Origin of the sequence: Haloferax sp. ATCC BAA-644 (assembly GCF_000336975.1) — an archaeon.
Lineage (GTDB): Archaea > Halobacteriota > Halobacteria > Halobacteriales > Haloferacaceae > Haloferax > Haloferax volcanii.
The window spans coordinates 15568-28325 of record NZ_AOLF01000021.1 but is presented as its reverse complement, the minus strand read 5'-3'; the positions used below and the strand labels follow the sequence as shown (position 1 = coordinate 28325).

General features: G+C 66.0%; 13 protein-coding genes. 4 read left to right on the top strand and 9 right to left on the bottom strand.

Going from position 1 to position 12758, the window contains the following annotated elements:
- Nucleotides 1-67: 67 nt before the first annotated feature.
- From C458_RS08970 to C458_RS08960, 3 genes are all read right to left on the bottom strand, one after another.
- On the bottom strand, nt 68-337 hold the full coding sequence (locus C458_RS08970) for a hypothetical protein (RefSeq protein ID WP_008575069.1): 270 nt from the start codon (nt 335-337) through the stop codon (nt 68-70).
- A gap of 241 nt (nt 338-578) precedes the next feature.
- Nucleotides 579-2336, bottom strand: a complete 1758-nt coding sequence (gene arcS, locus C458_RS08965; protein ID WP_008575068.1) for an archaeosine synthase — start codon at nt 2334-2336, stop codon at nt 579-581.
- A gap of 120 nt (nt 2337-2456) precedes the next feature.
- Nucleotides 2457-2810: a hypothetical protein gene (locus C458_RS08960; protein ID WP_008575067.1), complete on the bottom strand. Its 354-nt coding sequence runs from the start codon at nt 2808-2810 to the stop codon at nt 2457-2459.
- Between the two features lie 131 nt (nt 2811-2941).
- Here C458_RS08960 and C458_RS08955 point away from each other — a divergent pair, with 131 nt between their 5' ends.
- Entirely contained in the window at nt 2942-3403 is a 462-nt protein-coding gene (locus C458_RS08955) for a hypothetical protein (RefSeq protein ID WP_008575066.1), read from the top strand.
- 151 nt (nt 3404-3554) lie between these two features.
- Here the strand turns inward: C458_RS08955 and C458_RS08950 are convergent, their stop codons facing one another.
- Nucleotides 3555-4055, bottom strand: a complete 501-nt coding sequence (locus C458_RS08950) for a hypothetical protein (protein WP_008575063.1) — start codon at nt 4053-4055, stop codon at nt 3555-3557.
- 271 nt (nt 4056-4326) lie between these two features.
- Nucleotides 4327-6330, bottom strand: coding sequence for a PGF-CTERM sorting domain-containing protein (locus tag C458_RS08945; RefSeq protein ID WP_008575062.1), 2004 nt, complete (start codon nt 6328-6330; stop codon nt 4327-4329).
- Between the two features lie 276 nt (nt 6331-6606).
- Between C458_RS08945 and epsC the strand changes: the two genes are divergently transcribed.
- Nucleotides 6607-7470 (top strand): serine O-acetyltransferase EpsC, encoded by an 864-nt coding sequence (epsC, locus tag C458_RS08940; protein WP_008575060.1) that lies wholly within the window; start codon nt 6607-6609, stop codon nt 7468-7470.
- A 51-nt stretch (nt 7471-7521) separates the two neighbouring features.
- Here the strand turns inward: epsC and C458_RS08935 are convergent, their stop codons facing one another.
- From C458_RS08935 to tgtA, 3 genes are all read right to left on the bottom strand, one after another.
- Nucleotides 7522-7827, bottom strand: coding sequence for a hypothetical protein (locus tag C458_RS08935; protein WP_008577910.1), 306 nt, complete (start codon nt 7825-7827; stop codon nt 7522-7524).
- A 79-nt stretch (nt 7828-7906) separates the two neighbouring features.
- On the bottom strand, nt 7907-8182 hold the full coding sequence (locus C458_RS08930; protein ID WP_004041883.1) for a winged helix-turn-helix domain-containing protein: 276 nt from the start codon (nt 8180-8182) through the stop codon (nt 7907-7909).
- 122 nt (nt 8183-8304) lie between these two features.
- Nucleotides 8305-9873: a tRNA guanosine(15) transglycosylase TgtA gene (tgtA, locus tag C458_RS08925; protein ID WP_008575055.1), complete on the bottom strand. Its 1569-nt coding sequence runs from the start codon at nt 9871-9873 to the stop codon at nt 8305-8307.
- A 188-nt stretch (nt 9874-10061) separates the two neighbouring features.
- On the opposite strand from tgtA, the gene C458_RS08920 reads away from it, so the two are divergent.
- Both C458_RS08920 and C458_RS08915 read left to right on the top strand, forming a co-directional pair.
- Nucleotides 10062-10343: a hypothetical protein gene (locus C458_RS08920; protein WP_008575053.1), complete on the top strand. Its 282-nt coding sequence runs from the start codon at nt 10062-10064 to the stop codon at nt 10341-10343.
- Nucleotides 10340-11848, top strand: coding sequence for a methyl-accepting chemotaxis protein (locus C458_RS08915; RefSeq protein WP_008575051.1), 1509 nt, complete (start codon nt 10340-10342; stop codon nt 11846-11848). The genes C458_RS08920 and C458_RS08915 overlap by 4 nt, the downstream gene beginning before the upstream one ends.
- Before the next feature lie 119 nt (nt 11849-11967).
- On the opposite strand, the gene C458_RS08910 is transcribed toward C458_RS08915, so the two are convergent.
- Complete coding sequence (locus C458_RS08910; RefSeq protein WP_008575049.1) at nt 11968-12741, bottom strand: CPBP family intramembrane glutamic endopeptidase; 774 nt, start codon at nt 12739-12741, stop codon at nt 11968-11970.
- Nucleotides 12742-12758: the final 17 nt, after the last annotated feature.

Below are 12758 nucleotides of genomic sequence, written 5' to 3'. Positions count from 1 at the left end.
TTATGTGGGAGGGCGTCCGGTCAGGTTCGCGCGGCGAGGAACAACAACGCGGCGGTCTCGGGTCGAGTTACCGGTGGTCGAGCGCGTCGCGCGCGAGGCGTAAATCCTCGAGAATTCGCGTGTGTCGGTCGATTGCGTCGTCGATGTGACGCGCCGTCACCTCCGCGTCGAAACCGGCGTCACCGTGGTACTGCGACTGCAACAGATGCGATTCTAAGGCCCGCGAGGTCGAATCGCTCGCCGCCAACAGCGCATGGGTAATCATCCAGTCTACCGCCCCCTCATCGGGGAGCTCGTCGAACTCCGGTCGTTCTCCCTCCTGTCGTTCTGCCATCATTGCCCACCTTGTGCCGTGATGCTACTTAAAGTTGTAGTGGCATGATATTTCCGCCATAGACCGGTGCATAGAAAACCGAGTAACGGCCCATTTAGCGGCGTTCAAAGGCTGATTAACCATCAGAATAAAAATATCAGGAAAGTGTGGTTTTTGAGAATCGCCTCGGCGTGTCAGACGGTTTTGGGTCCGGTCGGGTCGAGTTCGGTCGAGTCGGAGACCGCTCGCCCAAACCGGGGCCGAATTACCGCTCTTCGACGTGGCGGATTTCGACGCCGATGCCGCGCGTGGACTCGACCAGTTCGCGGCCGCCCATCTCCGCGCGACCGATGGCGAACGCCTTCGGCCCCTCGACGACGACCTCGTCGCCCGGGCGGATGTCCGCGTCGGCGTCCACGACGCCCGGCGCGAGGACCGACCCGTGCGGGACGAACCCGTCGATTTCGACCGTCTTCGTCGGCGCGTCGCTGTCGCGCCACACCCTCGCACCTTCGAGCGTAAAGGAGAGCACGCCGTACTGCGGGACCATCGTCGCCAACTGCACGCCCGCGTCGTTCCACACCTGAAGTTTAGGGTACCGACTCGTCATCTCCAACGCCACGTCCGAAAAGAGCGCGTCGCCCGCGTCCGGACCGAGTTGGTAGTCCGCGAGGGCCTTCACGACGTTGTGCTCGCGCTCCTCGCGGGTGAACTTGGGTTCGCCGTCGAGCGTCCGCATCAGGTTGCCGATGGACTCCGTCGTCGTCGGGTGTTCGGAAACGGTGAACTCCACGTCGAGGTCTAAGTCGCCGGCGACGCGCTCGACGATGTCCGTGTACGCGCCCGGCGGGACGTGCGCGATGATTCGCGGGTAGTCGTTGCGCTCCAGATAGCGCCGGAGCACCTCGGCGACGAACGACTTCTCGTCTTCCGACCAGTCGCCCGTGACGACCGAGTCGTAGTGCTGGGCGGGGTAGGTGAGTTCGAGTTCCTGCGGGACGACGCCGATGGGCGAGGTCATCGACACCATGTGCGCGCGGTACTGGACGGCCTCCTGGAACTGTCGGTGGCTCTGTGACTCGCTGTAGGGCTTTTTGGCCGAACACGGCAGGAGCACGAGCGGGTTGTCGAAGCGGTTGCGGTAGCGCTTGGTCACGCGGTCAGCGAACCGCTGAATCTCCACGCGGTCGATTGACTCCTCGGACGCCGCGGTGAGTTCCGAGTCGCGGATGACGGGAACCCGCTGTTCCATGAAGCTGTACTGCTGGTCGAACCGGCGGAACAGGGCGGTCAGCCACTGGTCGTGGCGCGCCTGTCCCTCCACGTAGTCCCGGAGCCGACCGTCGCGAACGCGGCGGCGGACCCGCGCGAGCTCGGCGCGCAGGGCGTTGGCGTTGTGGTCGGCCGCGTCGGCGCGGGTGAACTCGGAGGCCGGTTTGCGGCAGGCCTCGCAGGCGCAGGGGAGTTCGTCGAGGTCTTCGAGGAAGTACTCGCCGTCGCTCGTGAGGTAGAAGCCCTCCAGTCCGCGGGCGCGGGCGAGTGTCTCGTCGACGAGGTCGACGCCGACGTAGACGAGAAGCGAGACGTTCCGGGGCGTGGCGACGCCCGAGAGCATGAGGGCCGTGTCGGCGGGGAGGTTCTCCTTCGCCTCGATGACGTTGTCGCGGAAGGCGCGCGCGTGGCCGTCGAAGCCCTGCGCGTCGGAGAGGATGTAGGCGTCAGCGCCGAAATCGTCGGCCGTGTCGGCGGTGACGACGGCGGCCGAGGGGAAGTCCACGTCGGGGTAGGCCACCGAAAACGACTCGCGCACCTCGTCGGCGCTCCCGGCGGGGAGCGAGCGGTGGGGGAGCACGGTCAGCGCGTCGTCGGAGCCGTCGGGGAGTTCGCGCTCGGCCGCCCAGAGACTGCCGGCGTCCGCGAGCACGTCGTCCACGACCGCCGGCGTCGTCACCGAGTCGGAGAGCCGCAACTCCCCGATTCGGGCGGCGCCGTCGCGGGCGTGAACCTCGAAGTAGTCGGTCATACCCGCTTTCGGCCCCCGACAGGCAATTAACTTGTCTTCTGCGGGCGCGCCGAGTCGGACGGGACGCCGGGCGTCTTCGTACACGGCGAGTCACGCGAAAAACAGCGGAGGGGAAGGGAGTTATTCGCTCGACCGACCGTCTTCGACTTCGATGCGCTGGGGGTCTTCCGTTCGCGTGTCGGCGTCGTCACCGCCGCCTAAGAGGGACGACTGCAGGTTCTTCGCGAACGACTCGACCTGGTTTCGGAGCGTCTTGACCTCCGCCTCGAACTCCTCGACGGAGCGCTCGACGTAGTGGACTCGCTGAATCGGAATCCGGCGGACGACGTCGTTGCCGCCGGCGTCCTCGTCGAGTTTGACGATCCAGTGGTCCTGAAAGTAGGCGATGTTCTCGTTTTCGACGCGTTTCTCGACGGTTCCCTCGTCGGGGTCGTCGTAGACGATTACCGCCGTGCCGAGGTCTGTGTCCGTCATCACGGGCCCTTGTATCCAGACACTGGTATGTCTGGTGGCACGGCGAACCCGCCGGCGACCGAGCCCATCGTTCGGCCGCTCTACTTCCACCGAGCCTACCGAGTTTAGCCCGTCCCGCCCGAACAGCCACTATGAACGCCTCCGACCCAACCGGCCCGTGGTCGCGGGACCGCGTCGACGATTTCCTCGCCGACGCGACCGTCCCGGTCCGGCTCTCGTGTCACACCCCGGCGGACGACCTCTGGATGCTCTCGCTGTGGTACGAGTGGGACCCCGAGGCGACCGAACTCCGGTGTGCCACTTCGGCCGACGCCGACGTGGTGCGATTCCTCCGCGCCCGCGACGACGTGGCGTTCGAAATCTCGACGAACGACCCGCCGTACCGGGGCGTCCGCGGCCGGGGAACCGCGACCGTCGAACCCGACGCCGAAAAGGCGGTCCTGCGGCGACTCATCACGCGCTACCTCGGCGACACCGACTCGGAATTGGCCGAGCGGTTGCTCTCGCCCGACCGCGACGAGGTCGTGATTCGGATTCGTCCCGCGCGAGTACATACGTGGGACTACGCGGCGCGGATGCGTTCGTCGGAGTAGTCGGTGCTAGTGAACTCACCGGTTACTGATTGCGTAGCGAAATCGGAGGATCTGTTGAAACCTCAGAAGATAACGTGACCGGACGCTGTGCGGCCAATACAGTGTGTATGCAGTCGGGGCCAGTCAAGCAATCGGGACTTGCGCGTGGTAATCACCCGTGGACATCCTGAACGCAGCGCGAAGTGGTTCTAAACTCCCCGTCCGGCGTGGCCGTGAACGTGAGTGCCATGTCGAGACCACACTGCATGACGTGAACCACCAACAGTTCGTTTTGGTGTGTTTCGACCACGTAAACAGTCGTCTGGCTTTCGTTCCAATCGTCGACAAACACCGTACTGTTGCCATTCGGAACGGTCGGCACACGGTCCGAACGGACCGGGTCGTGGAGAGTGACGTTGGTGTAGTTCGCCTCGGTCCGTAGTTCCGCTCCCCGAACGAGTTTCTGGCGACCGTCCCCCGTGGTAACGTCGAAGCGAAGGTTCTCGGGAGTCTCGTGGGCCCTTTGGAAGACCGTGACCGAGTAGCTTGATTCTCGTTCGTTCTCGATGAGAATCTGTGACTCATCGTCGGAGAGCGGTGACGTACAACCGGCGGCCAGCACGAGACCGGTCAAGAGACCGGCGAGAACGACTCTGCGGGAGGGCAGTCGCATCGACGTAATTTCGCTCTTCGTCTCGTATGCGTTTTGGGGTGCAACGACGAACCGACGTAGTTGAATGAGGCTCACCAGAACACAGCGGCTGTCTTGCAGACAAGGGGAGAGCTGTCTGTTAGCTAGACAGAACGCGGACGCTCTCTGACGTGTGACAGCGCAAAATAACCCCGAAGCGGGGCGCGTGCCGCGCGGGGGTGGCTTGTGACCCGCGCGGCGTACGAAAAAGGGTGCCTCTGTGTGGTGGTGGGCCGGTGCGTCGTCAGCGGGGTTACCGACGCCGGGCGGCGACGAGCGCCGCCGCGACGAGCGCGACGAGGGCCACGACGAGGCCGAAGCCGGGCGCGTCGGTCGAGGACTCGGTCGTCGTCTCCATCGACTCGTCGGCCATCTCGGTCGCGGGGTCGTCGGTCATCTCCTCGGTCATCGTCTCGGTCGGTTCGTCGGTCGTCGTCTCCGTCATCGTGCCTTCGACCGTGTAGTCGGCCGTCGTGAGGACCGCGCCGCCGGCGGCCACGTAGGGCCCGTCGTTTTCGCCCTCACCGGTCACGAAGTCGTAGGCCTCGTTGCCGTTGGTGTCCATGTGCGCCATCGGGACGACGGTGCCGGACTCCTCGAGCGGCGCGTCGAGGCTGATTTCGACGTTCTCGTGGGTGCCGGGTTCGAGGTACATCGAAGTGCCGCGGACGCTCTCGAAGACCTGTCCTTCCGTGACCGTCGCGTCGTGGACCGTCACGAAGCCGCCGTCGTGGAGCGTGACGGACTCGACGGTGACGGTCGCGCCGTCGCCGGACTGGTCCATCGCGGTCACGACCGCGTTGACCGAGGTGTGGGCGCTGGCGACGACCGCGCCGCCGTCAGCCGTGTACGGGCCGTCAGCGTCGCCCTCGCTGGTCACGAAGTCGTAGACCTCGTTGCCGTTACTGTCCATGTGCGCCATGGGGGTGAGCGCCTGCGAGGAGCGAATCGGCTCGTCGAGGGTGACAGCCACGTCCTCGTGGACGCCGGCGGGCAGGTACATCGACGTGCCGACCACGCTGTCGAACACCGCGCCGCCCGACAGCGACGGGTCGTGAATCGTCACGAAGCCGCCCTCGGAGAGTTCGACCCGGTCGACCACGACGGTCGCGCCGTCAGACGATTTCATCGTGTAGTCGACGCTGGCTGAGACGGTCGCCTCGCCGCTGTCGACGACGGCGCTCCCGTCAGCGGTGTACGGGCCGTCGGCCTCGCCCTCCGACTCGGGGAAGGTGTACGTCTCGTTGCCGTCGGTGTCCATGTGCGCCATCGGGACGACGGTCGTCGTCTCGTTCAGCGGCGAATCGAGCGTGACCCGCACGTCGCGGTGCAGGCCGGGGCCGAGATACCCGGAGGTGCCGCGGACGCTCTCGAACACCGCGCCTTCGGTGACGGTGCCGTCGTGGACCGTCACGAAGCCGCCGTCGGGCAGGTACGCCGAGTCGACGACGACGGAGTAGCCGCCGGTGGCCTGTGCGGTGTAGTTCACGCTCGCGGTGTCCGACGGCATCGCCATCGCGGTGTCGACGACGGGGCTGCCGTCAGCGGTGTACGGGCCGTCGGTCTCGCCCTCCGACTCGGGGAAGGTGTAGGTCTCGTCGCCGTCGGTGTCCATGTGCGCCATCGGGACGAGCGTCGTGTTCTCGGTCACGGGCGCGTCCAGTTCGACGCGGACGTTCTCGTGGACGCCGGCGGGCAGGTACGCGGAGGTGCCGCGGATGCTCTCGAACACCGCGCCCTCGGTGACGGTCGCGTCGTGAATCGTCACGAAGCCGCCCTGCGAGAGTTCGACCCGGTCGACCACGACCGAGTCGCCGGTCGTGGGCTGGTCGGACATCGAGACGGTCGCGCTCGCGTTGACCGTCGCGGTGTCGACGACGGCGCTCCCGTCGGCCGTGTACGGGCCGTCGACCTCGCCGTTGGCCGCGACGAACGAGTAGACGCGGTCGCCGTCGGTGTCCATGTGGGGCATGGCGACGAACGTGCCGGATTCGTCGACGGGGTCGTCGAGGCGGACGGTCACGTCCTCGTGGGTGCCGGCGTCGAGGTACGCCGACGACCCGACAACGCTCCCGAGGACGTTGCCGTCCGTGACGGAGGCGTCGTGAATCGTCACGAAGCCGCCCTCGGGGAGCGTGACGGAGTCGACCGTCACCGTCGTGCCGCCTGTCGCTTGGTTCTCGAAGGAGACGGCCGTGGTCTCCTGTTGTGCCGCTGCGGCCGCCGGGATGCCCCCGACGACCACGACGAGTGTCATCAACACTGCGAGTGTGCGTCGCATGTCTCAGAGGGGGACGAATATTTAAAAGAAGGTTTTCCGAACTGTCACCCAAATCTCTCCCCGATGTGTCCCCAGTCGCCCGATTTCGGCGGCCAGAAGCCTTTTGAGGCGGTTGGCTCACGCCGGGTCGGCAGAGCGAACGCGCCAGCTGTCGAGCGCCGGTTCGAACACACGATCCGCGACTCGAAGGCGGCGAATCGGGCCCGATGAGACGGGGTTAAATACCGCTCGTCCACCAACTATCGCTATCGGATGTCTTACAGCTACACGGGCGACGCGCATCTCGGGCTCGCGGCGTCCTACCGCGCCGACGACGACCCCTTCCCCACGGACACGTCGCTTTCGTTCCCGCGCCGGAACCACCTGCGAGCGGACGTCGACCTCATCAAGCGCCTCCTGTTTCCCCGGTGTTGGAACGCGGGGCCGTGGGTCGCAGACGAGGAACTCCTCCGCGACGGCGTCGCCAACTTCGGCGCGCTCTGTTACTCCGGTATCGACCCCTACATAGACGAGGACCCCGCGCCCATCGTGGACGAAGTCGTCAGGCGACTCCCCGATATCCGCGAGCGGCTGAAGAAAGACGTGGAGGCGGCGTACAAAGGCGACCCCGCCGCGCGCAGCTACGTCGAACTCATCCGGTCGTATCCGGGCGTACAGGCGATTGTCGTCCACCGCGTCGCACACGCCTTCTACGAGGCCGGCGCGCCCGCGTACGCCCGCGAACTCACCGAGTACGCGAAGATGGAGTCGGGCATCGACATCCACCCCGGCGCGACCATCGGCGACTACTTCTTCATCGACCACGGCACCGGCGTCGTCATCGGCGAGACGACGACCATCGGCGAGTGGGCGCGCATCTATCAGGACGTGACGCTCGGTGCGCTCCACTTCGAGGAGGACGAAGACGACGAACACTCGCTCAAGAAGGGGTACAAACGCCACCCGGACATCGGTGACAGCGTCGTCATCGGCGCGGGGACCAAAGTGCTCGGCGCGGTCTCCGTCGGCGACCACGTGAGCATCGGCGCGAACTCGTGGGTCACAGAAGACGTGCCGGACCACACGAGCGTCTACATCTCGGAACACCCGACTCACGAGCGGAAACACCGCGACTGAGCGGGCGGAGCAGGCGGCGGCGAGAAGGAAAGCAACCGGGAGTGCGAGGCCTCAGTCGAACGTGATCCACGCGAGGAACGCGAGCCCGACCGTCTCGAAGACGTGCAACAGCATCATCAGTCGCCAGGCGATGACGGGCACGTCGGTGCTGAACCACCCCGAGAGCGTCGGGTCGAGGATGTACATGTAGAACGCCAGCGCGTTCTCGGCGAGGAGGAACACGCCGAACACGAGGAGACCGACGGCGTGTTTGGACCTGAAGGTCAGGTAGTTTCGGGCCCACACCGCCGACAGTGCGAGAAGCACGACGACGTTGACGCCCGAGGAGACCGTCGCGACGTCCACCCAGATACTCATTCGTTCTCTCCTTTCCCCGTCATCCTGATATACGCTTTCCCAAATCTTTCCATAATCACCGCGTCCGTGGCCCGCATGCTCAGTCCATCCGCTCGACGATGGTCTCGACGGTCTCCCAGTTGGCGCGACACCGCGGCGACGGGAGGTAGACCGCGCCGTAGTCGTCGCCGCTTCGCTGGACCACGTCGTTGTCCATGAGCACGTCGAGGTGGTGTCGGACGGTCTTGTAGTCGAGGTCGAGCGTCTCGGCCAGTTGGTTGGCGTTTCGCGGCTGCTCCTCTACGGTCTTGAGAATACGCACACGGTTTTCGCCCCCGCGGGTTCCCGTGAGCACGTACCAGAGGACAGCCTCCATCGTGTTCGTTGATACGTCGGGTGAACCTAAGAGCATCGACCGACAGACACGGACGCGACCGACCGAGCCGACGAAACCGACGCGACCACAGGCAACCGATGCGGCCGGCGCGACCGACGCGGCTACTCGTCAGTCGACGCCGAAGCGTCGTCGCCCTCGTCGTCCTCGAGGCGCTCGTCGTCGCGCTCGGCTGATGCCTCGTCGCCCAATCGCTCCGAAACCGCCGACAGCGACTCCAACTCGACCGGCTCGGGCACGCGGGCGAGCGCCGACTCGGGCCAGTCGTCGTGCGCCAGCGTGAACGCCGCGTCGGGGTTCTCCTCGACCAGTCGCGAGACGCCGCGGGCGGCCTGCTCGTAGGCGTCGCGGTCGAGGCGCTCGGGGACCTCGGCGGTGAGCGGGTACGTCTCGGAGAGCGACCGCGGGAACGGGCCGAACGGCGGGACGACCCGCCACGTCGCGTCGAAGTCGTCGCCGGAGGGGACGCCGCCCTCGGTGAGGAGGACGTGGCCCTCGGCGGTCAGGCGGTCCATGCGGTCGTGGTGGCGAGCGACTTCGGGGCGGTGGGCGCTCTCGTTGGAGGCGTAGAAGAACGCGCCCTTCGAGGCGGGGTCCTCGCGTTCGAGTTGGTCGACGTGGTCGAGAAGCGCGCGATAGCCGTCGAGCATCGCCGGGTGCGAGCGGGCGCGCTCCTCGACGAGTTCCATCAGGTCGCCGTCGCGGATGGCCTGCTTGATGCGGCGGAGTTCCGCGAACGTGACGTGGAGGTTGTGCTCGGCGAGCAGCTGTTCCTGTCGTTTCGACCCTTTCTCGCGGAGGTCGTCCGGCGAGTACTCCGTGCAGACGGGACAGGTACACGGGAGGTAGTCGAGGTCTTCGAGGTGTTCGGTCCCGCGAACCGTAAGATACCGCCCGTCGCGGGCGTAGAGGGCGTAGGCGGCGGAGTCGAACAGGTCGCAGCCGAGCGCGACGGCGAGCGCGAGCATCATCGGGTGGCCCGCGCCGAACAGGTGGACCGGGGCGTCGACGCCGAGGCCGCGCTTGGCGGCCGCGACGGCGTCGACCATGTCGTCGTAGCGGTAGGCGTTCATCATCGGCACGACCGCGCCCACGGGGAACACGTCGAGGTCGGTCGCGTCGGCGTGGCGGCCGGCCGCCTCGCGGAGGTCCGGATAGGTCGACCCCTGAACGGGGGCGTTGACGAGCATCTCGCCCGTGTCGGCCGCCTCGGCGTCAGCGAGGGCCTGTCTGGTGATTTCGAGGTCCGTTTCGGCCTGCTCGCGGGCCACGTCCGGCGGCGTCGGGATGTCGACCGGGGTGGCGATGTCGGTGCCGATGTCGCGTTGGAACTGGAGAATCTCCTCGGTCGTCGTGTCGATTTCGCCGTACTCGGCGAGCTGGAACGACCCCGAGTCGGTCATGATGGCTCCGTGGAAGTCCAGCATCTCGTGGAGCCCCACGTCCAGCGCCTCCTCGCGGAGGTGCTCGTTCGTCTTGATGATGTAGGAGTTGGTGATGAGAATGTCCGCGCCGAACTCGGACTCCAGTCGCGCGGGCGAAATCGTGTCGATGTTGGGGTTGACGACCGGCAGGAGCGCCGGCGTCTCGACGGTGACCCCCGCACGCGGGACCGAAAGCCGGCCGATGCGCCCGGCGAGGTCCCCGTCGCGGAGTTCGAAATGGTCGCGCATGGACTGTCGTTTCCCGAGGGCGGCGGTAAGAGTTGCGTTCGCAGGCCGGTCGCCGGGGAGAAAAATAGACGCACGACGACATAACGGTTTATTCATCGAAATATTCTAGAAAAATAGACAGGAGAGATATCAAACGTGATTTTTTGGGCGAACAGTTTACAAAGAGATTGATTCAACCGAGAAGATAGATGTTAGCCGATTTATCACCACTCGAAGTAACCGCGCTCGCCGTCGCCCTCGTCGGGCTGATACCGGTTATCACGCAGTACAGAGAGGAGACCAAACTGTTCGCCGCGGGGTACGTCCTGCTCGTGGTCGGGATGGTCGCGACGAACCTCGAGGCGCTGTTCCTCGGGTCGGTGCTCAACTTCGTCGAGCACGCGTTCGGCATCGGCCTCGCGGGAGTCACCTTCTTCGCGGCGGCGTACCTCCGTCGGAAAAACGTCATCAAGGGCGGTGACGCCTCGTGATAATCGACGCGTTGTTCGACGCTATCGGGACCCTCGGGTTCATCGGCGCGGCGGGGCTGGCGTGGCTCAACTACCGCGACACCGACGCCGAGTCGTCGTTCTGGCTGACGTACGCGTTCGCTTCCGTGCTGGCGATTCTGTGGATGATTAGCCTCACGATGGAAAAGCTCGGCATCTACACCGAGGTATTCAACCTCGTGACCTCGCCGCTCATGACCGCCACGGTCGCCGTCTTCGCCATCGGCGGCACCGCGACGCTCGCCATCGTCGCGGACATGAAGGAACTCGTCGACGACGCCGACGAACGGCGGCGCGAACTCGACGCGCTCACGACGGACCTCGAACAACAAGCTGAGACGTACGGCGACGCGATGCAGAAGGCCGCCGACGGCGACCTCACCGTCCGCGTCGACGCCGAGAGTCAGAACGACGCGATGCGCCGCATCGGACTGGGCTTCAACGAGATGTTAGACGCCATCGACTCGGTCATCGTCCGAATCCAGACGTTCGCAGAGCAGGTCGACGACAAGAGCTCCGAAGTCACCGCGAGCGCGGACGCCGTGAAGACCACGAGCACGGACGTGGCCAACAGCATCGAGGAGATTTCGGCGGGCAACGAGACGCAACACCGGAACCTCAACGCCGCGGAGTCCGAACTGAGCAACCTCTCTGCGACCATCGAGGAAATCGCCTCCTCGTCCGAGGAAATCGCGCGACAGTCCCAACAGACCGTCGGGCGCGCCAAAGAGAGCCAGAAGGCCGCCAGTTCGACCATCGAGAAGATGGAGCAGTTGGAGTCGCGGTCGACCGAGACCGTCTCCGAGGTCGAGGAACTCCAGCAGTCGGTCACGCAGATCAGCGAGGTCGTCGACCTCATCGACGACATCGCGGAGAAGACGAGTATCCTCGCGCTCAACGCCTCTATCGAGGCGGCGGGCGCGGGCGACGCGGGCGAGGGCTTCGCCGTCGTCGCCAGCGAGGTGAAGACGCTCGCGGAGGAGACCGCCGAGGCGACCCAAGAGGTCGATTCGCTCATCCGCGACATCGAGCAGTCGACCGAGAACGTCGCCGAAGACACCTTCGAGACGCAAGACGAGGTCGAAGCCAGCCGCGAGACCGTCGGCGAGACGGTCGAGGTGCTCGAGGAAATCGTCCACAAAATCGAAGACAGCAACGACTCCATCCAGTCCATCAGCAGCGCCACCGACGAGCAGGCGCAGTCGACCCAAGAGGTCGTCACGATGATGGACGAGATAACGAACCTCAGCGACCGGACGGCGTCCGAGGCGCAGAACGTCTCGGCCGCCGCCGAGGAACAGACCGCCGCGACCCAGCAGATTGCGGCGTCGTCCTCGTCGCTCTCGGAGCGCGCACAACAGCTCAAATCGCTCGTCTCGCAGTTCGAGTCCGGGCACGCGACGGGCGGCGCACCGGGCGGCGAGACGGCGACGCCCGCGGCTTCGGCCCCGAACCGAGCGATGCGGGCCGACGGCGGCGACGACTGAGCTCGAGCTGACCGACGAGACCGACGACCGGCGCACGGGCGAGCGCCACCGACTTTTTTCGAGCCATTGAACGCCCGAGGTGGGACCCGCCGACGAGTCCGACCGACGAGTCCTAACGCTCAGAGCAGCAGTTCGGTCGGAACCCCGCCGGGGCTCATCTCGGTGAGCTTGAACACGAGGTACGCGAGCGAGAACAGCGTCGCGTTGTACGCGCCGTGGATGAGCGCCGGGACGGCGATGTTGTCGGTCAGTTCGTACGCCGTGCCGAAGACGACGCTCGGGAGGAACAGGATGCCGATGGTGACGAGGCGGCCGCCCGCGCCGCCGGTGAGCGCGACGTAGTGAATCGCGGCGAAGATGGCGCTGGCGAGGGCGATGCCCGGAACCGGCCCGAACGACTCGCGGATGCGGTTCTGGACGACCCCGCGGAACAGCAGTTCCTCGCCGGGGCCGATGAGGAGGAACGACGCCGGGACGAGGAGCAACAGCACTTCGGGGTCCTGCGCGGCGATTTCGGTCACCTGGTTCGACCCCGCTTGGACGCCGAACGTCGAGACGAGGAACGCGCCGACGAACGCCGCGACGAGCGCGGTCACGTAGCCGAGGACGACCGCGACGAGGTCGCGGAGCGACGGCATCGAGACGCCGAAGTACGAGCGGTCGAGGCCGCGGTATCTGGTGTAGACGAGGGCGACCCCGCCGAAGGCGATGCCCTGCAAGAGGATGAGCGACGTGACGACGAGCGCGAGGGGCGTCAGTTCGACGCCCGCGCTCGCCGCCGCGAACTGCGTGATAAAGACGAGTATCGTGCCGACGACGAGACCGCCGCCGCCGAGGGCGATAGCTGCGAGGAAGGACCGAGCGAGGTCGGGGAAACGCGTCGTAGTAGACACAGGCGACCGGTTGGAGC